Origin of the sequence: Paraburkholderia caffeinilytica (assembly GCF_051027425.1) — a bacterium.
Classification (GTDB): Bacteria; Pseudomonadota; Gammaproteobacteria; order Burkholderiales; family Burkholderiaceae; genus Paraburkholderia; species Paraburkholderia caffeinilytica_A.
The window spans coordinates 624,684-649,553 of the sequence record NZ_CP186552.1 but is presented as its reverse complement, the minus strand read 5'-3'; the positions used below and the strand labels follow the sequence as shown (position 1 = coordinate 649,553).

Sequence of the window (24,870 nt, the reverse complement as noted above, 5' to 3'; positions counted from 1 at the left end):
GGCGCGCGCCGTCTTGCCCATGACCTCAAGCACTTCACGCACTCCCACACCGATCCCCTGCCTGCTGGGCCCAACCGCATCCGGCAAAACTGCTGCCGCGCTGACGCTGGCCACACGGCGGCCAGTGGAAATCATCAGCGTCGATTCGGCCTTGGTCTATCGGGAGATGGATATCGGCACGGCCAAGCCGACGCAGGACGAACGCGCCGTAGCGCCGCATCATCTGATCGATATTGTCGATCCGGCGGACGCGTATTCGGCGGCGGAATTTCGCAGCGACGCGTTGCGCCTGATCGGCGAGATCAGCGCGCGCGGGCGGCTGCCGTTATTGGTCGGCGGAACGATGCTGTACTACAAGGCGCTCACTCAGGGGCTGAACGACCTGCCCGCCGCCGATGCCGACGTGCGTGCGACGCTCGATACCGACGCTGCACGTGATGGCTGGCCGGCTATGCATGCACGGCTTGCCGCCGTCGATCCCGTTACGGCCGCGCGCCTCGCGCCGAACGATTCGCAGCGAATTCAGCGGGCACTCGAAGTTTTCATGCTGACGGGACAAGCGATGTCCGCTTTGCTGGCCGCACCCGCTCGAACCGACGACGCCGCGTTAGCGTGGCGCTTCGTACCGATTGCGCTGGAGCCATCCGACCGGAGCGTGCTGCACGCGCGCATCGAAAAGCGCTTCGACGCCATGCTGGCCGACGGCTTTATCGACGAAGTGGTGAAGTTGCGCGAGCGCGGAGATTTGCTGCCCGATATGCCATCCATGCGCTGCGTGGGATACCGGCAGGTCTGGGAATATCTCGACGGAGCGGTCGATTATTCGACCATGCGGGACAAGGGCGTCTTTGCTACCCGGCAATTGTGCAAGCGGCAACTCACATGGCTGCGCAGCATGACAGAGCGGGTTGTGGTCGATTGCTGCGATCCCCACGCGACTGCGCAGGTTGTCAGCTTGGTTGAAGCGTTGATTTGAGGTCTTTACCCGCGCGGCGTGTTCTTTCTGTGCGCCGCGCAGGCAAACCAGCCTTAAGTCAGGCTGGTTCAGGTCAAGCTGGCGGTTAGATCACCACGGTCTGAGCTTCACCGGCCGCGCTTTCGCGAATCACGCCGATCTTCCAGACCTGTTCGCCGGCTGCCGACAAAGATGCGATCGCAGCGTCGGCATCAGCCGCGGAAACCACCACTGCCATGCCGATCCCGCAGTTGAACACACGGTGCATTTCCGCATCCGCCACGCCGCCGTGCTTCTGCAGCCACGAGAACAGCGGCGGCATCGGCCAGCCACGGTGATCCAGCTCGGCCGTCAGACCTTCGCGCAGAACGCGCGGAATATTCTCGACCAGGCCGCCGCCGGTGATGTGCGCCATGCCCTTCACAGCGATCTGCTGCATCAAGGCCAGCAAAGGCTTCACATAAATATGCGTGGGCGCCATCAACGCGTCGGCCAGCGAGCGGCCATCGAAATCCGCATTCAGATCCGGCTGTGCACGCTCGATAATCTTGCGCACCAGCGAAAAACCGTTCGAATGGATACCGCTTGAGGCCAAACCCAGCACCACGTCGCCCGCGGCGATCGTGCTGCCGTCGATAATCTTGCTCTTTTCCACCGCACCGACCGCAAAACCGGCCAGATCGTACTCGCCGTCCGGATACATGCCCGGCATTTCAGCCGTCTCGCCGCCGATCAGCGCGCAGCCCGACAGTTCGCAACCATGCGCGATGCCCTTCACGACCGTCGCCGCGGTACCGACGTCCAGCTTGCCGCAAGCGAAATAATCGAGGAAGAACAGCGGCTCAGCGCCTTGAACCAGAATGTCGTTCACGCTCATCGCCACCAGATCCTGGCCGACGGTGTCGTGTTTGTTCAGTTGGAACGCGAGGCGCAGCTTGGTGCCGACACCGTCCGTGCCCGAAACCAGCACCGGCTCCTTGTATTTCTTCGGCACTTCAAACAGCGCGCCAAACCCGCCGATGCCGCCCAGTACGCCGTCGCGCATCGTCTTTTTGGCAAAGGGCTTGATCGCGTCGACAAGGGCGTCGCCCGCGTCGATGTCCACGCCGGCGTCGCGATACGACAAACCTTGGGCGTCAGAGGCGGATTTCGGTTGATTCATGGGGAAGAGCAAGAAGGTCGGTAAAATGCGATTTTACCCGATGCCGACCCGAGTTGGCGCTTCAGCGCTTACTCGGGTCCCATACAGAGTGGCCGGCCGTCTGGCTGGAATTTGACTCATCCGGAACCTTCCGGTCACGACGACACCTGGGAAACAACTTTGCAACAGAACTCCTCGATCCTGACACCTGTGCAGCGCCGCGCCTTCATCTGGCTGGCGATCGCGCTGGGCGTCGGCATTCTGCTCTGGCTCCTGAGCCCGGTCCTCACGCCGTTTCTGCTCGGCGCCATTCTCGCGTACATTCTGCAACCGGGCGTCGCGTGGATGGTGCGCCGGCGTGTGCCGCGCGGACTCGCCGCCTTGCTGATGATGCTGGTTTTCTCCTTGATGATGACACTGCTCGTGCTGCTGGTGCTGGCCGTCATCCAGAAAGAAGGTCCGCAGTTGAAGCAGCAGGTGCCCGTGTTGTTTGCGCACGTGAGCGCTTGGCTGCAACCCAAGCTCGCCATGCTGGGCCTCGCCGACTCGCTTGATTTCGCCAGTATCCGCGATCTCGTGATGGGCCAGCTCGAAGGCAGCGCGCAGCAGATCGCGCAGTATGCCTGGACCTCGATCCGCACCAGCGGCAACGTGATGATGACAGTGGTGGGCAACCTCGTGATGGTGCCGCTCGTGCTGTTCTATCTGCTGTACGACTGGAACCGCATGCTTGCCCGCATGCAGATCGTGGTGCCGCGCCGCTGGCTCGACAAGACGCTGCAACTCGCGCGCGATATGGATCAGATGCTGTCGCAATACCTGCGCGGCCAGTTGCTCGTGATGGGCGTGCTCGCGGTCTATTATGCGATTGCGCTGACCATCGCCGGTTTCGAGATCGCGCTGCCGGTGGGTATTTTCACGGGCCTCGCCGTGTTCATCCCGTACATCGGTTTTGCAACCGGTCTCGCGCTGGCGCTGCTCGCAGCCCTGCTGCAATTCGGCGACTGGTACGGCTTCGGCGCGGTCGCGTTGATTTACGGCGTCGGCCAGATCGTGGAGAGCTTTTATCTCACGCCGCGCCTCGTCGGCGAACGGATCGGCCTGCACCCGCTCGCGGTCATCTTCGCGTTGCTCGCGTTTGGGCAACTATTCGGCTTTTTCGGCGTGCTGCTGGCGCTGCCGGTCAGCGCCATTCTGTCGGTGGCGATGCGCGAGTTGCGTCAAAGCTATCTGGAAAGCACGCTTTACAACAACTGAGCAACCATTGAGTCACCGACGGCTCATTGACTGTCCATTCACGTTTTAGGGCCCGAAGTTTGGGCCATTTGCGGCCCAAGCCTCATTTTCGGCATTAACCTACTGTGCTTCGTCAACTGACGCTCGATCTCGGCACCCCGCCGCCATCGACATTCGACAATTTCTTCGCCGGCGCCAACGCCGAGCTGGTCACGCGGCTGCGCGAGCTCGACAACGCGCTCGCGGCCGGGCCAGTGGCCGATCGCACGTTCTATGTCTGGGGCGAAGCCGGCAGCGGCCGCACGCACTTGCTGCAGGCGCTGGTCCACGAGGCGCCGCCGGGTCATGCACGCTTTGCCGGTCCGCAGAGCAGCCTCGCCGCCTTCACGTTCGACCCGCGCGTCGCGCTCTATGCGATCGACGATTGCGACGCCCTGTCGGCGGCACAGCAGATTGCCGTGTTCAATCTGTTCAACGAAGTGCGCGCGCATCCCACCAGCGCGCTCGTCGCCGCGGGCAATGCGCCGCCGATCGGCATGACGGTGCGCGAAGATCTGCGCACGCGACTCGGCTGGGGCCTCGTGTTTCATCTCGCGCCGCTGCCGGACGAAGGCAAGGCCGCGGTGCTGAAACACGCGGCGCGCGAGCGCGGCATCATGCTTGCCGACGACGTCCCCGCCTATCTGCTCACGCATTTTCGCCGCGACATGCCAAGCCTGATGGCCTTGCTCGACGCGCTCGACCGCTTCTCGCTCGAACAGAAACGCGCGGTCACGCTGCCGCTCCTGCGCACCATGCTGGCCTCGCCCGACGCCGACGAACGACGCACGGCGCCCACCTCGTCGGTGTCGCCCGCCGCGTCATCCGCGTCCCTCGCCGCCGCTTCAAGTAAAATAGGCCCCCATGGCTAATCTCGCACTCTTCGACCTCGATCACACGCTCATTCCCACTGACAGCGACCACGAATGGGGCCGCTTCATGGTGAAACAAGGCATGGTCGACGCCGAAAATTTCGCCCGTGAAAACGACCGCTTTTTCGCCGACTACAAAGCCGGCAAGCTCGACATTCACGCTTATCTGATCGCCATGCTCACGCCGCTCGCGAAGTACACGCGCGCGCAACTCGCCGACCTTCACGCTCAATACATGCATGAAGTGATCAAACCGGCGATTTTTCCGGTTGCATTGGAATTGGTCAGGGAGCATCGCGAAGCCGGCGATCTCTGCTGCGTGGTCACGGCAACCAACGAATTCATCACCCGCCCGATCGCGCAGGCGTTCGGTGTCGATGCACTGATTGCCTGCGAAGCGGAAACCGTCGACGGCCAGCCGCATTCGCCGTACACCGGCCGCCCCACCGGCACGCCCAGCTACAAGGAAGGCAAGATCGTCCGTACCGAGGCGTGGCTGGCATCGCTTGGCAAGACCTGGAGCGACTTCGAGCACAGCTATTTCTATAGCGACTCGCACAACGACATCCCGCTGCTCGACAAGGTCACCGATCCGATCGCGACCAATCCCGACGACACATTGCGCGCCCATGCGCAGGCCAAAGGCTGGCGCATCCTCGAACTCTTTCAACCCTCGTGATCAAAAAACTTATACGCAAGCTATTCGGCCAGGACTCGGCGCCCGCTGACAACACCACGCCCGCCGAAGCCGAAGCAGACGAAGCCGGCGAGGCACCGGCACGCAACGCGTCCAGCGCAGGCAAAGCGCGCCGCAAACCGGCCCGGCCGGCCGCCAAAGCCGTGCGGGACCCCGACGTGCCGGTCATCATTCCGCACGACGTGCATGGCATCGATCCGTCGCTGATCTCGAGGAACGCGATTCGCGTCACCGAAGGTCTGCAGGAGGCGGGACACCGCGCGTTTATCGTCGGTGGCGCGGTGCGCGATCTGCTGCTCGGCATCAAGCCGAAAGACTTCGACGTCGCGACCGACGCCACGCCCGAACAGGTACAGAAGCTGTTCCGCCGCGCCCGCATCATCGGCCGCCGGTTTCAGATCGTGCACGTGCAGTTCGGCCAGGAAATCATCGAAACCTCGACCTTCCGCGCGCTGGTCGATCCGCCCGCCGCCGACGCCGCGCCGCCGCGTCGCCTGAAGCGCGACGAGCTCGACCGCCGCACCCATGCAGTGGACGCCAGTGGCCGCGTGTTGCGCGACAACGTCTGGGGCGAGCAGCACGAAGACGCCACGCGCCGCGACTTCACGATCAACGCGATGTACTACGATCCGGCCACGCAAACCGTGCTGGACTATCACAACGGCATGGCCGACATGCGCGCACGTCTGTTGCGCATGATCGGCGACCCGGCCACGCGTTATCGCGAGGACCCGGTGCGCATGCTGCGTGTGGTGCGTTTTGCCGCCAAGCTCGACTTCGAGATCGAAGACACGACTCGCGCGCCGATCGCAAAGATGGCCGATCTGATCAACAACGTGCCGGCCGCGCGTCTGTTCGACGAGATGCTCAAGCTGATGCTGTCGGGCCACGCGCTCGCCTGTTTGAAACGTCTGCGCCAGGAAGGCCTGCATCACGGCTTGCTGCCGCTGCTGGACGTGGTGCTGGAGCAGCCGATCGGCGAGAAATTCATCACGCTCGCGCTCAGCAACACGGACGCCCGCGTGCGCGCCGGCAAGCCGGTTTCGCCGGGTTTCCTGTTCGCCACGCTGCTGTGGCACGACGTCCAGACGCGCTGGCAACAATTTGAAGCAAACGGCGAATATCCGGTGCCGGCCCTGCATCGCGCAATGGACGAAGTCCTCGACATGCAAACCGAGAAGCTCGCGATCCACAAGCGGTTTTCGTCGGATATGCGCGAGATCTGGGGCCTGCAGTTGCGCCTCGAGAAACGCTCGGGAAGAAGCGCGCTAAAGCTGCTGGAACACCAAAGATTTAGAGCGGGGTATGATTTCCTCCTGTTACGTTGCGAATCGGGCGAACTCGAGGAGTCGGTCGGTGCGTGGTGGACGGAGTTCATCGAAGGAGACGTCGCTGCGCGTGAGACATTGCTCACGCAAGGCGGGAAGGACCGAAGCCCCAGAAAACGACGGCGGCGCAGCAGTGGCGCGAGGAGCCGCAAACCGGGCGACGGAATGGAGGGCGGCACACCAGCCGAACGCACAGCCAACGACGTGGGCCATGACGGCTCGCACGAAGACTGACGCAGCGTTCGCTGTTGCCGTCGAACGATAGTCGCAGGAAGTTATGCCATGACGGTTGCTTATCTCGGCCTCGGCGCGAATCTCGGGGACGCGCGCCAGACCCTGAAAGACGCGGTGGTGTGTCTGGCACAACAGCACACCATCACCGTGCTCGCCAAGTCGAGCCTGTATCGCACCGCCCCGATCGACGCGGGCGGTGACGACTATTTCAACTGCGTCGTGAAGGTCGAGACGACGCTCCCCGTGCGGCATCTGCTCGCGCTGTGCCACAAGATCGAGCATCAGTTCGGCCGTGAGCGGCCGTTCCGCAACGCTCCGCGCACGCTCGATCTGGACATCCTGCTATACGGCGATCAATCGATCGACGAAGCCGATCTGATCGTGCCGCATCCGCGTCTGGTCGAACGCGCCTTCGCGCTCGTGCCGCTGGTCGAGATCGACGCCGCGCTGATCATCCCGCAACGCGGCCGAGCCCAGGCCCTGCTTGACGGCGTGAGCGATCAACGCATCGAAAAGGTGAAGGGGCCCTGCCAGTGTCCAATGCTCAATGCATTGACCGCCGACGCCCCTGCCAGGAACAAGGGCCGTTGCGAATGAATTCGCCACCACTCACCGTCACCGCGCCGCAACTACGGCCGCCCTTCGGCTATCTCGCGATCGAAGGACCGATCGGCGTCGGCAAGACCTCGCTCGCACGGCGGCTCGCACAGCGCTGGTCGATGCAGGAACTGTTCGAGCGGCCGCAGGACAATCCCTTTCTCGAACGTTTTTATCGCGACACCGCACGTTATGCGTTACCCGCGCAGTTGCATTTCGCCTTGCAGCGCGCGCAGCAAGCCCAGGAAGTAGCAGCCGCGCATGTGGCGGGCACATCGCTTATCGCCGACTTCATGACGCAGAAGAACGACATCTTCGCGCGTCTGACGCTGCAGGAAGACGAGTGGCAGCTTTATCGCGCCCTCGCCGCGCGCCTCGACGTGAGCGCGCCAACGCCGGATTTCGTGGTCTATCTGCAAGCCAGTCCCGAAGTGCTGTTCGCGCGCATCCAGAAGCGCGCCGTGCCGATGGAACTGCAGATCTCCGATGCCTATCTGCATGCGCTCTGCGACGCCTACAACGAGTTTTTCTATCACTACGACCGTGCCCCCGTGTTGACGGTCAACGCTGAACATCTGAATCCGCTCGACTCGGACGCGGACCTTGCGCTACTCACCGAACGCATCGAAACCATGCGCGGCCGCAAGGAATTCTTTGTCAAAGGCACGTCGCTTTAAGCGGCGCGCCCTCTCTTTTTTCCAACGGATTTCCCCATGACCTATTTGCAGGAAGCGAGCCGGAACGCCATCACCGTGCCGAAACTGCAGGCAATGCGCGACGCCGGCGAAAAGATCGCCATGCTGACCTGTTACGACGCGAGCTTCGCCGCGTTGCTGGATCGCGCGGGCGTCGACGTGTTGCTGATCGGCGACTCGCTCGGCAATGTGCTGCAAGGTCAGACGACCACGCTGCCGGTGTCGCTTGCCGACATCGCGTATCACACGGCGAGCGTCGCGCGGGCCAGGCCCTCGGCGCTGGTGGTCGCGGACCTGCCGTTCGGCACGTACGGCACGCCGGAGGACGCCTTCAGGAGTTCGGTGGAACTCATGCGCGCCGGCGCGCAAATGGTGAAGCTCGAGGGCGGCGAGTGGCTCGCGGACACGGTGCGCTTTCTGGTCGAACGGTCGATTCCGGTGTGCGCGCACGTCGGCCTGACACCGCAATCGGTGCATGCATTCGGCGGTTTCAAGGTGCAGGGCAAGACCGATGCCGGCGCGAGCCAGGTACTGCGCGACTCGCTCGCCGTACAGAATGCGGGCGCCCAATTGATCGTGATCGAAGCGATTCCGACACTGCTCGGGAGCGAAGTCACCAAGCAATTGCGGATTCCGACCATCGGGATCGGCGCGGGTCTGGATTGCTCAGGTCAGGTGCTGGTGCTGCACGACATGCTGGGAATTTTCCCAGGCAAGCGGCCGCGCTTTGTGAAGGATTTCATGCAGGGACAGCCGAACATCCAGGCTGCCGTGGAAGCCTATGTGCGCGCCGTGAAGGACGGCTCGTTCCCGGGGCCGGAGCACACGTTCTGAACGCTTGATCTGCTAGCAGACTACGCCTCGGGCGGGAGCGGTTGCGTCTGTTTGGGACCCGTCTGATATCGTCTGAAAACCTGGTCATCTATCTTCGTCTACCCATTAACGCGGCCTGGCCGCGCACCGAAGAGAGATGACCATGAGCCCCTTTTGCCTGATCGACGTAGCGGGAATCCGCGACCACGCCACCGCACCGCATGACGTGCGGGAATCGACCTGGCGCGCACGCCTGTCCGGATGGGTAATCCGCGTACTGCATGTTCGCCACGGTTAAGCTGGTGCGGAGTTCGCGGTACTCAAAGGCAGCAGTGCGACTGGCCTTGAGCCTTAGTCGTGCCTTGCCTTAGCAGCCCTTCCTGCCTCCTAACCCAGCACGCGCGCCTTTACCGCGCCTCGCAGCGCGTTGCACACCAGAAGCGCTTCGGCATTCTGCACATCGACTCGAGTCAGCACGCGCTCAGCAGCGTGAAGGTCCGTATCCTCCAGCAGCACACTCCGCATGACTCCGGGCAGCACACCCGATTCTAATGGCGGCGTCCACCACTGCCCCGCCAGCTTCACAAATACGTTCGACCGGCCACCTTCGGTCAACTCGCCGCGCTCGTTAAAGAACAGCGTGTCGAATGCGCCCTTCGCTTCGGCCTCGCGCCAGCCGCGATCGTAGTCGGCCCGGCGGGTGGTTTTGTGGCGCAGCAGCGGATCGTTAGCGTCCATCGCAGGGAACTGGTGATCCGGTCCGAGTAACACGCCGACGGTCGAGTCGGCCAACGGCGTCAGCACTGCCGTGGTTATCTGCACCGTGCCGTTCTTGCTTAACGCGAGGCGCATGCGATGTGGAGTTTGCGCTGGCAACGCCGCACATTTCTCTGCGATTTGCGCGCGAATTTCGTTTTCGTCGTCGAGCTTGAAACCTAGCGTTGCGGCACTCGCCGAGAGTCGTGCGAGATGGTGCGACAGATGCCGCACGCCTTCTTCCCGCGTCGCGTGCATCGTTTCAAAGAGTTCGAAACCCGGCTCGGCACCGGTCAGAAAGCGGGCCTTCAATTGGCACTCTGCATATTCGTCCGCGGCGACGCTGTCGAGCACGATGCCCGCGCCGACGCCCATCTTGCCTCGTAGTTCGCCCGGCTGCGCGGTCGGGGTTAAGGTCAATGTGCGGATCGCGACGGACAGGCAAAAATCGCCGCAGGTATTTTCGCGCGCAGTCGCCGGGAGGGCATCGGCAGCACTCGCAGGAGCGTCGAGCCAACCGATCGCACCGGTATAGAGACCCCTCGGCGTGCTTTCCAGCGCCTCGATCAACTGCATCGTGCGATGCTTCGGCGCACCGGTGATCGAACCGCATGGAAACAGCGCACGCATGATCCCGGCGAACGACGTGTCGCCGCGCAACGTCGCATGCACAGTCGAAGTCATCTGCCAAACCGACGCATACGGCTCAACCGAAAACAGTGCCGGCACATTGACCGAGCCCGTCTGCGCCACGCGCGACAGATCGTTGCGCAACAAGTCGACGATCATCACGTTTTCGGCGCGATTCTTCGGGTCGTTTGCAAGGAACTCGGCGGTGCCGCGATCCGCGGCAGGATCCTCCGATCGCGGTGCCGTACCTTTCATCGGCCGGGCGCACAGCATGGCGCCTTCCTTCTCGATGAACAACTCCGGCGAACACGACAGCACCCACTCGTCGCCCGGCAACGCGATCAACGCGCCGTACCGAACCGGCTGACGCGCTCGCAGGCGCCGATAAAGCGCGGTCGGCGAGCCGAATACATCGAAATCAAGCCGGTACGTGTAGTTGACCTGATAAGAATCGCCCGCGCGCAGGGCGGCATGGATTGCGTCGATCGCTTCGTTGAATTGCCTGGGGTCGACGCTCTCGCGCACGTTCGCCGTGCCCGCCACCGACGCCTCAGCCGCGCCGCCGTCGCGTTCCATGAGCCACGCGTCTACATCGTCGCGCGACAGTTTCTCGCAACGTTCAAACAATAAAAAACGCAGCGTGGCATCGCCACGCTGCGTTTCTTTCAATGCCTGGTGAGCAAGGCCGCTATCGAGAAGATGCCGGCCAAACTCATAATCGGCGAGCACGACGGCATGCAAACCACGCCGTGTATCCGCGGCCACGGTCTCGCACACGGTTTCGAGTTGCGCGGCGTCCGCGCAAACCCGTTCATGCACAAAACCCGTGTACAGACGACTCGAACGGCGCGCCGCCGTCGCGTCGCAATCGTCGAGCAACGTGAAAACTGCGTCGTGCTCATCTGCCGTCATGCTTGCCGCCAAATCAAGCCGCTATTAATCGAAGAAGCTCTTCACCCGATCGAACCAGCTCTTGCTCTGCGGGCTATGCCGCGCGCCGCCTTCCACGAGCGCCTTCTCGAATTGCTGAAGCAACTCGCGCTGCGACTCGGTGAGCTTGACCGGCGTTTCGACTTGCACGTGCACGTACAGATCGCCGGCGATGCTCGAACGCAGCCCCTTGATACCCTTGCCACGCAGACGGAACGTCTTGCCCGACTGCGTGCCTTCCGGCACCGTGAAGCTCGCGCGACCCGCGAGGGTCGGCACTTCGATTTCGCCGCCGAGTGCCGCCGTGGTGAACGGAATCGGCATCTGGCAATGCAGGTCGTCGCCGTCGCGCTCGAACACCGAGTGCTGCTTGATGTGAATCTCGACGTACAGATCGCCCGACGGACCGCCGTTGATACCCGGCTCACCGTTGCCGGCCGAGCGGATGCGCATGCCGTCGTCGATACCTGCCGGAATCTTCACTTCCAGCGTCTTGGTTTCCTTCACCTTGCCCGCGCCGTGGCAGTGGCCGCACGGTTCAGGGATGTAAGTGCCGGTGCCATGACACTTAGGGCAGGTCTGCTGGATGCTGAAAAAGCCCTGCGACATCCGCACCGAACCCGAACCGCTACAGGTCGGGCAGGTTTCCGGCTTGGTGCCGGGCTTCGCGCCCGAACCGTGACAGATTTCGCACGACACCCAGCTCGGCACGCGAATCTGCGTGTCGTAGCCATGCGCGGCCTGTTCCAGCGTGATTTCCATGCTGTAGCGCAGATCGGCGCCGCGATACACCTGCGGGCCGGCTCGGCCGCCACCGCCACGTGCGGCACCGCCGGCCGCCTGGCCGAAGATGTCGCCGAAAATATCGCCGAACGCATCGGCAAAACCGCCGAAGCCTTGTGCACCGGCTCCGCCCATGTTCGGATCGACACCCGCGTGGCCGTACTGATCGTACGCAGCACGCTTTTGCGAGTCCGACAGCATTTCATAGGCTTCCTTCACCTCTTTGAAATGCTCTTCCGCATCCTTGTTGCCCGGATTACGGTCGGGGTGGTGCTTCATCGCAAGCTTGCGATAAGCCTTCTTGATTTCGTCGTCGCTCGCGTTCTTTGCGACGCCCAGAACCTCGTAGTAATCCCGTTTCGCCATATCGGTTCAACGCCACTCGCGCAATGGAACGCGGTGGCTCCTCTTGAATGCTGGAGTCTTGCGACTCGTCCGGCCGCTGTTCACACCGTTTTGACGCGGTTCAAACAACGCCCTCCATAAAACAAATGTGCCCGGAGAGCCCAAAAAGGCTCACCAGGCGCGATAACCGCTTTGCAGGTTCATGCACCCGGACGGGAGCAAACCGTTTTGCAGCCAGGCCGCACACACTGCTGTGTGCGGCTTTACGGTCAGATTGCGACCCGGCTTTAGTCTTTCTTCACTTCCTTGAAGTCAGCGTCGACCACGTCGTCCTGCTGCTGGCTCGCACCACCAGCCGACGCACCCGCACCTGCCGCGCCCGCTGCCGCAGCTTCGGCACCTTGCGCAGCCTGCATGTCGGCGTACATCTTCTCGCCCATCTTCTGCGAGGCCGTGGCCACCACTTCGATCTTGGCTTCGATCGCTGCCTTGTCGCTCGAACCGCTCTTCAGCGTTTCTTCAAGGTCCTTCAGCGCGGTTTCGATCGCTTCCTTCTCGCCGGCGTCCAGCTTGTCGCCGTATTCGGTGAGCGCCTTCTTCGTGCTGTGGACCAGCGCGTCGCCCTGGTTGCGGGCGTCGGCCAACTCACGCAGCTTGTGATCTTCTTCCGCGTTCGCTTCGGCGTCCTTCACCATCTTCTCGATTTCGGCTTCGGACAGACCCGAGTTCGCCTTGATTGTGATGCGGTTTTCCTTGCCGGTCGCCTTGTCTTTCGCGCCGACGTGCAGAATGCCGTTCGCGTCGATGTCGAAGCTCACTTCGATCTGCGGCGTGCCGCGCGGTGCCGGCGGAATGCCTTCGAGGTTGAACTCGCCCAGCAGCTTGTTGCCCGCTGCCATTTCGCGTTCGCCCTGGAACACCTTGATCGTCACGGCGCCCTGATTGTCGTCAGCCGTCGAGTAGACCTGTGCGTGCTTGGTCGGGATCGTGGTGTTCTTGTTGATCATCTTCGTCATCACGCCGCCGAGCGTTTCGATGCCGAGCGACAGCGGGGTCACGTCGAGCAGCAGAACGTCCGTGCGGTCGCCCGACAGAACCTGGCCTTGAATCGCGGCGCCAACGGCCACGGCTTCGTCCGGGTTCACGTCACGGCGCGGATCCTTGCCGAAGAATTCCTTAACCTTTTCCTGCACCTTCGGCATGCGGGTCATACCGCCGACCAGAATCACGTCGTCGATTTCGCCGACCTTCACGCCTGCGTCCTTGATCGCCATGCGGCACGGTTCGATCGTGCGTTCGATCAGCTCTTCAACCAGCGCTTCCAGCTTGGCGCGCGTGATCTTCAGGTTCAAGTGCTTCGGACCCGACGCGTCGGCCGTGATGTACGGCAGGTTGATTTCGGTCTGCTGGCTCGACGACAGCTCGATCTTCGCCTTTTCAGCCGATTCCTTCAGGCGTTGCAGCGCGAGCACGTCTTTCGACAGATCGACGCCTTGTTCCTTCTTGAACTCGCTGATGATGTAATCGATGATGCGTTGATCGAAGTCTTCACCGCCGAGGAACGTGTCGCCGTTCGTGGACAGCACTTCGAACTGCATTTCACCGTCAACGTCGGCGATTTCGATGATCGACACGTCGAACGTACCGCCGCCCAGGTCATACACCGCGATCTTGCGGTCGCCCTTTTCGGCCTTGTCCAGACCGAACGCCAAAGCGGCTGCGGTCGGTTCGTTGATGATCCGCTTCACTTCCAGACCGGCGATGCGGCCTGCGTCTTTGGTTGCCTGGCGCTGGCTGTCGTTGAAGTACGCGGGAACCGTAATCACGGCTTCGGTGACCGGCTCGCCGAGGTAGTCTTCAGCGGTCTTCTTCATCTTGCGCAGCGTTTCCGCGGAGATTTGCGGCGGTGCGAGCTTCTGGTCGCGCACTTCGATCCATGCGTCGCCGTTATCGGCCTTCATGATCTTGTACGGCATCAGCGCGATGTCTTTCTGCACTTCCTTTTCTTCGAAGCGGCGGCCGATCAGGCGCTTAACCGCGTACAGCGTGTTCTTCGGGTTCGTAACCGACTGACGCTTCGCAGGCGCGCCGACGAGAATCTCGCCGTCTTCCATGTAAGCGATGATCGACGGCGTGGTGCGCGCACCTTCCGAGTTCTCGATCACTTTGACCGAATTGCCTTCCATGATCGCCACGCACGAGTTGGTCGTGCCGAGGTCGATGCCGATGATTTTGCCCATTTTTACTAATCTCCTAACTTTGATCGCTGCGGGAAACGCCGTTTTTGGCCATCTGGCGGTACGGCGATCCGCTCTCAATTCCTGCCTGCACTCAACATAAGTGCGTCCGCATCGTTTTCAAGACCTCTTTTGCGATGCGGTCTTTAATTTTTTTCAATCGGTCGAACTTTTGCCGCTTTTTTCACCATTTGCCGCGCTGCCGACTGCATTGGCCGCCCGGATCTTGTCCCGCGCGGCAGCGACCGCCGCCTCGAACTGCCCAAGACCGTGCCAGCCGGTTGCCCGGCCGAGCCGCTTGCCTCGGTAAAAGAAGAACCAGGTGGGCACGCCGTGAAGCATGAAACGCCTGCCCAGTTCGCGATGCTCGTAGACGTTGCTGTGAAACCATCTGAGACCGAGCGCGCGAATCGCGTCCGGCTGAGCCAGCATTGCCTTCTTGGCGATCTCGCAGTTAAAGCAGTCGAGGCCCCAGAAAAACACCACGGCCAGTTCATCGCCGGCTTCGGCGAGCCCGGCGTCGAATGAACCGGCGCTGAGCTCCTGCATGCCAAAGACGGTGAACGCGGTGGCGTCGATGGGAATGTTGGCCATGACGGTACCTGCTCTGTCAGGCGGAACGGCCGATAAGCGGCGCTGATGCTTACTTCGGCGCCGCGACGGTCACGAGGGCCGGACGCAGCACGCGGTCGGCGATCACGAAGCCTTTTTGCAGCACAGCAACGACGGTGTTCGGTTCCTGATCGGCCGGCACCATCGAAATCGCCTGATGACGATGCGGGTCGAACTTCTCGCCAACCGGATTCAGGGCGACTACACGGCCCTTCTCCAGCGCGCCGCTAAGCTGGCGCAGCGTGAGTTCGACGCCTTCGCGCACTTTCTGCAGGTCGTCGGACGAATGGGCAACCGCTGCTTCGAGGCTGTCGACCACCGGCAGCAAATGCTCAGCGAAACTTTCGATCGCGAACTTGTGAGCCTTGGTGACGTCTTCCTGGGCGCGGCGGCGCACGTTCTCAGTCTCAGCCTTTGCCCGCAGGAAGCTTTCCTGCAACTCGGCGATCTTCGCCTCTGCTTCGGCCAATGCGGCTTCCGCGCCGGTTGCCGGCGCTTCAGGCGCAGCGTTTACGGCCGCTTCCTGCTGGGATGCTGCGGCCTCGGCGGCCTGGCGCTCGGTTTCGTCGGCGGGCGTGGGATTCTGGCTCGTCGGGTTCTCTTGCGTGTTTTCCATGTCGCTGAAAGTCGTTAAAAAGTTAAAGCTAACGGTGGCGGCAACGCTTCAAAAACTGTCGCAATTGGTGCGTTGCAAAATAGCGACAGACAACTTGATGCGTCAACGCATATCAAAACGGCAGATGGGGCCGGAAAGACCCATTTCAAGCGCCTCTCACGGAACTTTTCGCACCACGGGCGTCCGGCAGAAATGCCCGGTTACAACCATTATTGAGTCGCAATCAGATTGAGATTGAGTGCGCCCGGCAAGTGGCCTATGCTCCATTAAAGCATCGGAAAAGACGCGTTAACCCTAACCTGACGTAAGCCTTACCGATATTTTTCAATTCCACCTGATTAGCCCGTTTCCGTCCTGAATCTTCCCAAGGGGGCACCGTGAAACTGACCTTTGCAATATCGGTGGTCGCATTGGTACTGATCGCGGGCACCACGACCATCTGCATGTCCGGGGCCGTCAACGATCACACCACCGAGTACGGCGGTGTGCACGCGACGATGGAACAACTGTTCAATCCCCACCTGAAAGTTTGTCGATAGTGCGCCGGTCGCGCTTGGTCGGCCTGCCGTGTAAAGCGGCGGCCGGTTCCCGGTACGTCTTGCGCCGCTCCTGCTCAACCTGCCGCTTCACCTTACTCTCTTCAGTTTCCGCATAAAGCGTCTGCGCGATGCTGGCCGGGCCACGCACGTCGCACATGCCCAGCACTTCCACCTGCCACACAATCCGCTCAATCTCGATCTCGACCAGGTCGCCGACGCGCACATCTTTGGCCGGCTTGACGCTCGCGCCGCCGATGCGCACATGCCCTTTGTCGACGGCATCCGCCGCCAGCGAGCGGGTCTTGAAGAAGCGCGCCGCCCACAGCCATTTGTCGATGCGCAGTTTCGCGCCCGGTTCAGTTGAAATCCTGTAGTTCATGAGCCTGCCGAAGCCCCGGTCGTGTGCGGCACCGGCACCGCTTGCACGGGCCAGCCCTGCAGATTCTGCGCGACGATTTCGCCCAGCGCGGCAATCCACGCGTGCGAAGCGTTCACGCAGGGAATCCGGTGAAACTCCTTGCCGCCCGCCCGCAGGAAATCGTCGCGTACTTCCATGCCGATTTCTTCAATCGTTTCAAGGCAATCGGCGGTAAAGCCCGGACAGAACACGTCGGCACGCCGCACGCCCGCCGAGCCCAATTCCTTCAGCGTGGGTGCGGTATACGGTTGCAGCCATTCGGCCTTACCGAACCGCGACTGAAATGTGATGCGGCATTCCACCTGGGTCAATCCCAGCGCCTGCATCAACAACGCGCCGGTCTGCTGGCATTGCTCGTGGTACGGATCGCCAAGATCCATCGTGCGCTTGGGCACCCCGTGAAAACTCAGCACCAGCTTGTCGCCCGCCGCGAAGTCCGGCCGGCCGTGCTGATGCCAGTACTGATGCACCTGCGCGGCAAGCGCGGCGATATACGCCGGATGATCGGCATACTGGCGCACCGTGCGGATTTCCGGCTGATTGCGCATGCGCTTGAGCGCTGAAAAGGCGTCGTCGAAAGCCGTGGCCGTGGTCGACGACGAATACTGCGGATACATAGGCACCAGCAGCACGCGCTCGGCGCCCGCCAGCTTCAGCTGATTCAGCATGGCCGGAATGCCGGGCGTGCCATAACGCATGGCGTAGTCGACCAGCACCGTGTAGTCGTTCAATTGCAGCAAATGGCGCAAGCCCTCTACCTGCTTCTCCGTGAAGACACGCAGCGGCGAACCTTCCGGCATCCACACGGCCGCGTACTTCTTCGCCGACGAACGGCTCCGGGACGGCAAAATCAGCAGCCGCAGAATCACCTGCCAGAGCAGCGCCGGAATTTCGACCACGCGAGGATCGGACAGGAACTGCGCAAGATAGCGACGGACCGCACGCGGCGTCGGCGCGTCAGGCGTGCCGAGATTGATCAGCAACACGGCGACACGATGTGACGTGGCGTTCTGTGATGGCCGCTCGAGGTCGAAGCGCATAGGCAACTGGGATAACCGCTTTAAGCGGAAAGTCGGTTCAGGTGGGATTCATTATAGCGGCGCGGTCCATCGCGAGGTCCGCCAGGGCCCCCTGGCCATTCGGCCAATTGGCAAGCCGCGCGCTGTCGCGCATCATTTGCAGCACGAGGTGTCACCGCCCGCAGATACCGCTGCCGATTGCTGGTTACTGTTGGCTATTGTTGGCTCAGCGTCAGTGACAGCAGCCGCGCGGTGATATCCACGATTGGGATCACGCGGTTGTAGGCCATGCGGGTCGGCCCGATCACGCCGAGCGTGCCGACGATCTTGCCGTTCACCTCATAAGGCGCGGTGACCACGCTCATTTCCTCGATCGGCACGAGATTCGACTCGCCGCCGATGAAAATCTGCACGCCCGCGGCGTGACTCGACACGTCGAGCAACTGAAGGAGACTGGTTTTTTGGTCGAATACATCGAACAGCTTGCGCAAGCGCGCCATGTCCGACGAAAGGTCGGCGACTTCGAGCAGGTTGCGCTCGCCGGAAATCAGCACGGTCTCGCCGGTGTCGGATTCGTCCGTGCTGGCCGTGACCGCGGCGTGCATCAGCGTGGTCATGTCGCCGCGCAGCTCGTCGATTTCTTCGCGCAGACGGCGGCGCACGTCGTCGAACGAGAGGCCCGCGAAGTGCGCGTTGATGTAATTGGAGGCTTCCACCAGTTGCGACGGCGAAAAGTCGCGCTGGGTCGCCATGATGCGATTCTGTACGTCACCCTCGGGCGTCACGATGATCAGCAGGATGCGCTTGTCCGACAGGCGCATGAACTCGATCTGCTTGAACACGTGGCTGCGGCGCGGCGTGAGCACCACACCGGCGAACTGCGACAGATTGGACAGCACGCTGGCCGCCGCGGCGACGACTTTCTGCGGTTCGCCCGCCTGCAGCGTGGTCTTGACAATGCGCATCACCGCTTCTTCGTCCGCGGCGGATTCCATCGTCAGCATGGTATCGACGAACAGGCGGTAGCCGCGCGGCGTCGGAATCCGGCCCGCCGAAGTATGCGGACTGATCACGAGCCCCAGGTCCTCGAGGTCGGACATCACGTTGCGGATCGTTGCCGGACTCAGTTCGAGACCGGAATAGCGCGACAACGTGCGCGAGCCGACCGGCTGACCTTCGGCGATGTAGCGCTCGATCAGCGTTTTGAGGAGGGTTTGTGCGCGAGGATCTAGCATGACGGAAAATTTTAGCTCAATGATGCGACTACAGCGAGCGCTAACGTTGCCGCCCCCTGACTATCGTGCTGCCGGTTGGCGGGGCGGCGCCTCGTATTCTGTGCGGCGCCTTGACCGGCGCTGTGTCCAGCATTCTTGCCGGCGCCTCGTCCAGTGCCTCGTCCAGACCCTGGCCCGGCGCCTCGCCAGCCGCCCATTCCACGAGTCCGCCGGCCGCACGCCGTCAGACTACAAGCGGCGCGCATGTCATCAAAGCTTCACCATTCTAACGATAATCGCCCAAGGCGCTGACAGCCCATCTGCGCAGGCCCGCCACCGGGTCTGTCTGCGGTTCTTTTCAGGCCCTACCTATGGTGTAATGCCGGCATGCAAGTGACTAGCCAGTTCAAGACCGTAGCGCTCGTTGGGCGCAACAATACGCCGGGCATCGGGGAGCCGCTGACCGCGCTCGCCTCGTGCATCGCGAAGCGCGGCTTCGAGGTCGTGTTCGAAGCCGACACCGCCGCCGAAATCGGCGTCACCGACTATCCGGCGCTGCGCCCCGCCGAGATCGGCGCGCGTGCCGACGTTGCCGTGGTACTGGGCGGCGACGGCACGATGCTGGGCATCGGCCGCCAGCTTGCGCCCTACCGCACGCCGCTGATCGGCATCAACCACGGGCGGCTTGGCTTCATCACCGACATTCCGATCTCCGACATGCGCGAGATCGTGCCGCAAATGCTTGCCGGCAACTTCGAGCGTGAAGAGCGCATGCTGCTCGAAGCGCGCATCATGCGCGGCGGCACGCCGATCTATCACGCGCTGGCCTTCAACGACGTGGTGGTCAACCGTAGCGGTTTCTCGGGCATGGCGGAACTGCATGTCTCGGTGGACGGGCGCTTCATGTACAACCAGCGCTCGGACGGCCTGATCGTCGCCACGCCTACGGGTTCGACCGCTTACGCGCTGTCCTCGCAAGGGCCGATCCTGCATCCGCAATTACAGGGCATCGTACTGGTGCCGATCGCGCCGCATGCGCTGTCGAACCGGCCCATCGTGCTGCCGGACGACTCGAAGGTGAGCATCCAGATCGTCTCGGGCCGCGAAGTGAACGTCAATTTCGACATGCAGTCGTTCACTTCGTTGGAATTGAGCGACACGATCGAAGTGCGCCGCTCGCGTCATACGGTGCCGATGCTGCACCCGGTCGGCTACAGCCATTTCGCGACGCTGCGCAAGAAGTTGCACTGGAACGAATACCCGTCGCACGAAGAAGATATCAAGCCCTGAGCGGCCGGAATGCCGGGCTGCCGGAATGCTGGGCCACCGGGACGCCGGGCACCGAAATGCCGAAACGCCTGACCGCCGAAACACGAACACCGCCGCTGCCGAACCCTGAATCTCACGCTCATCAGACGACCTCCATGCTTCGCCACCTCTCGATACGCGACTTCGTCATCGTCGCCGCGCTCGATCTCGAATTCGACAGCGGCTTTACCGTTTTCTCCGGGGAAACAGGCGCCGGCAAGTCGATCCTGATCGACGCGCTGGCCCTCGCGCTCGGCGCCCGTGCCGACGCGAGCGTGGTACGCACCGGCGAGAGCCGCGCCGACATCACCGCGGAGTTCGAGACGCATGCGCAAGTCGAGCAATGGCTCGACGAGCAGGCGCTCGGCACGACTGCCGAGGAGGACCATCCGGGCAGCACCGTGATGCTGCGTCGAGTGGTGGATGCAAACGGCCGCTCGCGTGCGTTCATCAACGGTACGGCGGCGACACTTGCGCAGTTGCGCGAAGTCGGCGAAATGCTGGTGGATATTCACGGGCAGCATGCGCACCAGTTGCTGATGCGCCCGGACGCGCAACGCGAACTGTTCGACACCCATGCCGGCCTCACGGAAACCGCAGCAACCGTCACGCGTGCGTGGCGTTCGTGGCGCGAAAAGGTTCAGGCCGTCGAGCATGCGCAAACACGCGACCGCGAACTGCAACTGGAGCGTGAGCGCCTCGCCTGGCAACTCACCGAACTGGATAAACTTTCGCCGCAACCGGGCGAATGGGAAGAGGTCAACACCGAGCACCGCCGCCTGTCGCATTCAGCCAATCTGATCGACGGCGTTCAAGGCGCGCTCGGCGCGCTATCCGAATCCGACGAGGCGATGATCACGCATCTTTCCTCGATCGTGTCGAAGGTGCGCGACCTGGCTGAGATCGACCCGGCGCTGAACGACGTGCTGGCGGCGCTGGAACCGGCCGAGATCCAGTTGCAGGAAGCGGCCTATTCGCTCAGCCACTACGCGCAGAAACTCGAACTGGATCCTGACCGGCTCGCCCAGGTCGAAAAGCGTCTCGACGCACTGCACTCGGCCGCGCGCAAATTCCGCCTGCAGCCCGAGACGCTGCCTGAAGAACACGAAGCGCGTCGCGCGCAACTTGCCGCGCTCGACGCCGCGGCCGATCTCGACAGCCTGCATGCGGCCGTTGCCAAAGCTAAAGAAGCGTTCCTCACCGAAGCGAAAAAACTGTCGAAGGCGCGCGCCAAGGCCGGCAAGGCTTTGGGCGCCGCGGTGACTACCGGCATGCAGGAACTGTCGATGAAAGGCGGCAGCTTTGAAGTGGCGCTGGTGCCGTTGCCGGAGGGCGGTGCACACGGACTCGAGCAGGTTGAATTCCGCGTCGCCGGTCATGCCGGGGTACCGCTGCGGCCACTCGCGAAGGTTGCTTCAGGTGGAGAACTGGCGCGGATCAGCCTCGCCCTGGCTGTGATTGCGAGCGCCGCGAGTCCGACACCCACCCTGATCTTCGACGAAGTGGATACGGGGATCGGCGGCGGCGTCGCCGAAGTGGTTGGACGGCTGCTGCATCAACTGGGACAAGCACGTCAGGTGCTGTGCGTCACGCACTTGCCGCAGGTCGCCGCGCGTGGCGACCATCATTTCCAGGTCGCGAAGGCGGGCAACGGCAAGGGTGGCACGGTGAGCAGCGTAACTTCGCTCGACCGCGCGAGCCGCATCGAAGAAGTCGCGCGGATGCTCGGCGGGCTGGAGATCACCGCGACTACCCGCAAGCATGCGAAGGAAATGTTGGCGGCGTAGGAACCCGGGTTGGGCGTTATCGCCGTCATCCGCGAAAGCAAGGCACAGTCGGCGGGCTGCGCGACGCGCATGACGTGCGCGATGCCCTCACACCTCCCGCCCTCAAGGCCTCACCCAAACACCCGCTCCCAAAGCCCCAGCACAGCCTCCCGCTCAGTCACCACCAGCGCCGGATCGACGCGCGCCTTCTCCATCCCGTCGAGCCGCAGCGTGTGCTGCAACTTCCGGTAGGTCCGATAAGCCGCGCCGACGGTCTCCGCTTCTCCCTCGCTCATCAAGCCGAAGCGCGACACTTCACGCAGCAACGCGATGTTGCCGGTATTGCGGATCAGTTCGGGATCGCTCGCCGCATGCAGCAGCACCCAGTACTGCACGGTGAATTCGATATCGACCATGCCGCCACGGTCATGCTTCAGGTCGAACAGCGCGGTCTGGTTCGGATGCCCCGCCTCGACGCGCTCGCGCATCTCGACGATTTCCTTCGCGAGCGGCGCGGCCTCGCGCGGCGTGGTCAGCACCTGTTCACGAATCTGCTCGAATTTCGCGCCGATTTCGGCGTCTCCCGCGCAGTAGCGCGCGCGGGTCAGGGCCTGATGCTCCCACACCCACGCCGTATTCGCGGCATCGCCTTCGCGCAGTTGATAACGGCGGAATGCATCCAGATCGGTGACGAGCAAACCCGATTCGCCATTCGGCCGCAACCGCAGGTCGACATCGAACAAGGTGCCCGCGCCGGTCGCCGTCGTCAGCCAGCTAATGAGGCGGCGCGTGTAGGTGGCGTAGACATCGGCGGCGGCATCGTCCGGATCGTCGTAGAGAAAGATGATGTCGAGGTCGGACGCGTAACCGAGCTCCTTGCCGCCCAGCTTGCCGTATGCGATCACCGCAAACTTCGGCACCTCGCGGTGACGTTTGGCCAGTTGCTTCCAGACGGCTTCGAGCGTGACGTCGAGCACCGCGTCGGCGAGCTCGGACAGGCGGTCGCTCACATGCTCGACACTCAGCCTGCCGGCCAGATCGATCAGCAGAATGCGGAACACCTCGGCCTGGTGCGCGTGGCGCAGCAGATCCATCTGTTGCTCGACGCCATCCGCCGCGGCCAGACGCAAGCGCAGCGTGCGCTTGAATTCAGGCCAGTCGAACGGGCTGTCCATCGCCTCGTCGTCGAGAAGTTCGTCGAGCAATTGCGGGTGGCGAATCAGATAGCCGGCGGCCCAGCGCGAACCACCCAGCACCGAGAGCACCCGATGCAGCGCTTGCGGATACTCGGTCAGCAGCGCAAGGTACGCGCCGCGCCGGCTCACGGCTTCGAGCAGGTCGAAGAAGCGCGCCACCGTATCGCCGCGCCGCTCGGGCGGCTCCAGCGTACGCGCGGCTTCCAGCGCACGTTGCGCGACGATGTCGAAGCGCTGCCGGCTACGCTCGGCAAGCCCCGCGTAACGCGACGACTGCCATATCGCGCGCAGGCGCGCCAGCAGCTCGTCCGGCTCGGTCACACCCAGTTCGATCAGGCGTGCGTGAAGCGCTTCCTCAGCACTGTCGTCGGCGAGCGCGCTGCTCCATACCCACGCCGCCGCACCGTCTTCCGGCGCGCCGCAACCGTCGCGGCCACTCACCTTATCGGCAAAAATCTGGTCGAACTGCTGTTCGACGAACTCGCGATGCATGTCGAGCTTGAGCATCAGCTCGGCATAGTCGTCGCAACCCATGGCGTGCGCGAGCGCCACACGCTCCTCGGGGTCGACCGGCATCGCGTGGGTTTGCGCGTCGTTACGGTATTGCAGGCGGTGCTCGAGTTCGCGCAGGAAGCGGTACGCCTGTGAAAGCTTCACGCAGACCGAGGGGTCGATCAGCCCATGCGTGGCCGCGTGCCGCAAAACGGCGAGCGTCGGACGTACCCGGAAGCCGGCATCCTGGCCACCGCGGATCAGCTGAAAGACCTGCGCGCTGAATTCGATTTCGCGGATGCCGCCGCGGCCCAGTTTGATGTCGTCGGCCTTGTCGGGCCGCATCGAGGCGCGCCGCTGCGCTTCCTGGCGGATCTGCAGATGCAGCGCGCGAATCGCGCTGATCACGCCGAAATCCAGATAGCGTCGATAGACGAACGGCGTGACAATCGCGTCGAGCTGCTTCTGCAACCGCACTGCCGCCTCGCTCGCGGCTTCGGACACGAGCCTGCCCTTGATCCACGCATAGCGCTCCCACTCACGGCCCTGCACGTAGAAATACTCTTCGAGCATGCCGAGGCTGCACACGAGCGGCCCGGAATCGCCATTCGGCCGCAAGCGCATATCGACCCGGAACACGTAACCATCCGCGCTCACTTCTGCCAATGCGCCGATCAGGCGCTTACCCACGCGCGTGAAAAAGTCCTGCGTCGCGATCGGCGAGCGCTGACCGCCTGCGGTCTCACCGTCCTCTTCATAGATGAAGATCAGGTCGATATCCGACGATACATTCAGCTCGCGGCCACCCAGCTTGCCCATCCCGACCACGCCGAGCGCGAGCCGCTCGCCTTGCGGGCCACGCGGTTCGCCGTAGAGCGTTTCGAGCTCGGCGGAGACGACAGCCAGCGCACGCTGAATTGTCGTCTCCGCCAGATCGGTCATCGCGCCGGTGACCTCGGCGACATCCGCCTCGCCTGCCAGGTCGCGCTCCATCACGGCGCAAAATACCTCGGTGCGCAACTGACGCAACGCCCGTTTGAGTGCATCCTCGCTCAATGGACCACCGCCCGCGCCGGCCGCCTCGGCGCACAGCACGTCAAAGCGCGCGTCGATCCGGTCACGCGTGAGGGGAGCGGACGCAAGCGCCGCCACATGCGCCACGATTTGCGGACGAGCCGCCGCGGCGCGTGCCGCGTAATGTGAATAGCTGGAACTCAGGAGAGTGGCGTCGGTCATCAAGGGTCTGGCTCGCTCGTTGCTTTATCAGCGTTGTTCAGTTCGCCGCAACACACGGGTCGGGTGGCCTCGCACAGGTCGCGAGACGGCATGTAGAAAGGGTTTGCCGGAAGTTCGCCGACGCTTTCCCGTGTGTTACATTTCGTCGTTAATTCGCAAAACTACC

The 24,870-nt window shown here is 62.8% G+C and carries 22 protein-coding genes; 12 read left to right on the top strand and 10 right to left on the bottom strand.

Features of this window, described 5'->3' with window-relative positions:
* Nucleotides 1-19 precede the first annotated feature (19 nt).
* Nucleotides 20-976: a tRNA (adenosine(37)-N6)-dimethylallyltransferase MiaA gene (gene miaA / locus ACOSV0_RS02815; protein WP_434108612.1), complete on the top strand. Its 957-nt coding sequence runs from the start codon at nt 20-22 to the stop codon at nt 974-976.
* 85 nt (nt 977-1,061) lie between these two features.
* Here miaA and purM read toward each other — a convergent pair whose 3' ends face one another.
* Nucleotides 1,062-2,117: a phosphoribosylformylglycinamidine cyclo-ligase gene (gene purM, locus ACOSV0_RS02810; RefSeq protein WP_434108611.1), complete on the bottom strand. Its 1,056-nt coding sequence runs from the start codon at nt 2,115-2,117 to the stop codon at nt 1,062-1,064.
* A gap of 159 nt (nt 2,118-2,276) precedes the next feature.
* Between purM and ACOSV0_RS02805 the strand changes: the two genes are divergently transcribed.
* From ACOSV0_RS02805 to ACOSV0_RS02770, 8 genes are all read left to right on the top strand, one after another.
* On the top strand, nt 2,277-3,353 hold the full coding sequence (locus ACOSV0_RS02805; RefSeq protein ID WP_434108610.1) for an AI-2E family transporter: 1,077 nt from the start codon (nt 2,277-2,279) through the stop codon (nt 3,351-3,353).
* A gap of 104 nt (nt 3,354-3,457) precedes the next feature.
* The gene (gene hda / locus ACOSV0_RS02800; RefSeq protein ID WP_434108609.1) at nt 3,458-4,243 is read left to right on the top strand and encodes a DnaA regulatory inactivator Hda; all 786 of its coding nucleotides are present in this window, start codon (nt 3,458-3,460) and stop codon (nt 4,241-4,243) included.
* The gene (locus ACOSV0_RS02795) at nt 4,236-4,922 is read left to right on the top strand and encodes an HAD family hydrolase (protein WP_074285363.1); all 687 of its coding nucleotides are present in this window, start codon (nt 4,236-4,238) and stop codon (nt 4,920-4,922) included. Before hda ends, ACOSV0_RS02795 begins: the two co-directional genes overlap by 8 nt.
* Nucleotides 4,919-6,502 carry a polynucleotide adenylyltransferase PcnB gene (gene pcnB / locus ACOSV0_RS02790; protein ID WP_434108608.1) on the top strand — a complete coding sequence of 528 codons (1,584 nt, stop codon included), beginning with the start codon at nt 4,919-4,921 and terminating at the stop codon, nt 6,500-6,502. Before ACOSV0_RS02795 ends, pcnB begins: the two co-directional genes overlap by 4 nt.
* 48 nt (nt 6,503-6,550) lie before the next feature.
* Complete coding sequence (folK, locus tag ACOSV0_RS02785) at nt 6,551-7,099, top strand: 2-amino-4-hydroxy-6-hydroxymethyldihydropteridine diphosphokinase (protein WP_434108607.1); 549 nt, start codon at nt 6,551-6,553, stop codon at nt 7,097-7,099.
* On the top strand, nt 7,096-7,776 hold the full coding sequence (locus tag ACOSV0_RS02780; RefSeq protein ID WP_434108606.1) for a deoxynucleoside kinase: 681 nt from the start codon (nt 7,096-7,098) through the stop codon (nt 7,774-7,776). The genes folK and ACOSV0_RS02780 overlap by 4 nt, the downstream gene beginning before the upstream one ends.
* 36 nt (nt 7,777-7,812) lie before the next feature.
* Nucleotides 7,813-8,628 carry a 3-methyl-2-oxobutanoate hydroxymethyltransferase gene (gene panB / locus ACOSV0_RS02775; protein WP_434108605.1) on the top strand — a complete coding sequence of 272 codons (816 nt, stop codon included), beginning with the start codon at nt 7,813-7,815 and terminating at the stop codon, nt 8,626-8,628.
* Nucleotides 8,629-8,770: 142 nt separating this feature from the next.
* Nucleotides 8,771-8,905, top strand: a complete 135-nt coding sequence (locus ACOSV0_RS02770; protein ID WP_434108604.1) for a hypothetical protein — start codon at nt 8,771-8,773, stop codon at nt 8,903-8,905.
* An 89-nt stretch (nt 8,906-8,994) separates the two neighbouring features.
* On the opposite strand, the gene pabB is transcribed toward ACOSV0_RS02770, so the two are convergent.
* From pabB to grpE, 5 genes are all read right to left on the bottom strand, one after another.
* Nucleotides 8,995-10,905, bottom strand: coding sequence for an aminodeoxychorismate synthase component I (gene pabB, locus ACOSV0_RS02765; protein WP_434108603.1), 1,911 nt, complete (start codon nt 10,903-10,905; stop codon nt 8,995-8,997).
* Nucleotides 10,906-10,929: 24 nt separating this feature from the next.
* Nucleotides 10,930-12,072: a molecular chaperone DnaJ gene (gene dnaJ / locus ACOSV0_RS02760; RefSeq protein WP_175052138.1), complete on the bottom strand. Its 1,143-nt coding sequence runs from the start codon at nt 12,070-12,072 to the stop codon at nt 10,930-10,932.
* A 266-nt stretch (nt 12,073-12,338) separates the two neighbouring features.
* Nucleotides 12,339-14,291 (bottom strand): molecular chaperone DnaK, encoded by a 1,953-nt coding sequence (gene dnaK, locus ACOSV0_RS02755; protein WP_434108602.1) that lies wholly within the window; start codon nt 14,289-14,291, stop codon nt 12,339-12,341.
* A 153-nt stretch (nt 14,292-14,444) separates the two neighbouring features.
* Entirely contained in the window at nt 14,445-14,882 is a 438-nt protein-coding gene (locus tag ACOSV0_RS02750) for a thioredoxin family protein (RefSeq protein WP_434108601.1), read from the bottom strand.
* Between the two features lie 49 nt (nt 14,883-14,931).
* Entirely contained in the window at nt 14,932-15,516 is a 585-nt protein-coding gene (grpE, locus tag ACOSV0_RS02745) for a nucleotide exchange factor GrpE (RefSeq protein ID WP_434108600.1), read from the bottom strand.
* Nucleotides 15,517-15,893: 377 nt separating this feature from the next.
* Here grpE and ACOSV0_RS02740 point away from each other — a divergent pair, with 377 nt between their 5' ends.
* Complete coding sequence (locus ACOSV0_RS02740; RefSeq protein WP_012431795.1) at nt 15,894-16,055, top strand: hypothetical protein; 162 nt, start codon at nt 15,894-15,896, stop codon at nt 16,053-16,055.
* Here the strand turns inward: ACOSV0_RS02740 and ACOSV0_RS02735 are convergent.
* From ACOSV0_RS02735 to hrcA, 3 genes are all read right to left on the bottom strand, one after another.
* Nucleotides 16,027-16,434: an RNA-binding S4 domain-containing protein gene (locus ACOSV0_RS02735; RefSeq protein ID WP_434108599.1), complete on the bottom strand. Its 408-nt coding sequence runs from the start codon at nt 16,432-16,434 to the stop codon at nt 16,027-16,029. The genes ACOSV0_RS02740 and ACOSV0_RS02735 overlap by 29 nt on opposite strands.
* Nucleotides 16,431-17,513, bottom strand: a complete 1,083-nt coding sequence (gene hemH / locus ACOSV0_RS02730) for a ferrochelatase (protein ID WP_434108597.1) — start codon at nt 17,511-17,513, stop codon at nt 16,431-16,433. The genes ACOSV0_RS02735 and hemH overlap by 4 nt, the downstream gene beginning before the upstream one ends.
* Before the next feature lie 194 nt (nt 17,514-17,707).
* Nucleotides 17,708-18,727, bottom strand: a complete 1,020-nt coding sequence (gene hrcA, locus ACOSV0_RS02725; protein ID WP_434108595.1) for a heat-inducible transcriptional repressor HrcA — start codon at nt 18,725-18,727, stop codon at nt 17,708-17,710.
* A 366-nt stretch (nt 18,728-19,093) separates the two neighbouring features.
* Between hrcA and ACOSV0_RS02720 the strand changes: the two genes are divergently transcribed.
* Nucleotides 19,094-19,996 (top strand): NAD kinase, encoded by a 903-nt coding sequence (locus ACOSV0_RS02720; protein ID WP_434108593.1) that lies wholly within the window; start codon nt 19,094-19,096, stop codon nt 19,994-19,996.
* 134 nt (nt 19,997-20,130) lie between these two features.
* Nucleotides 20,131-21,801, top strand: a complete 1,671-nt coding sequence (gene recN, locus ACOSV0_RS02715) for a DNA repair protein RecN (RefSeq protein WP_434108591.1) — start codon at nt 20,131-20,133, stop codon at nt 21,799-21,801.
* Between the two features lie 110 nt (nt 21,802-21,911).
* Here the strand turns inward: recN and glnE are convergent, their stop codons facing one another.
* Nucleotides 21,912-24,704, bottom strand: coding sequence for a bifunctional [glutamate--ammonia ligase]-adenylyl-L-tyrosine phosphorylase/[glutamate--ammonia-ligase] adenylyltransferase (glnE, locus tag ACOSV0_RS02710; protein ID WP_434108590.1), 2,793 nt, complete (start codon nt 24,702-24,704; stop codon nt 21,912-21,914).
* Nucleotides 24,705-24,870: the final 166 nt, after the last annotated feature.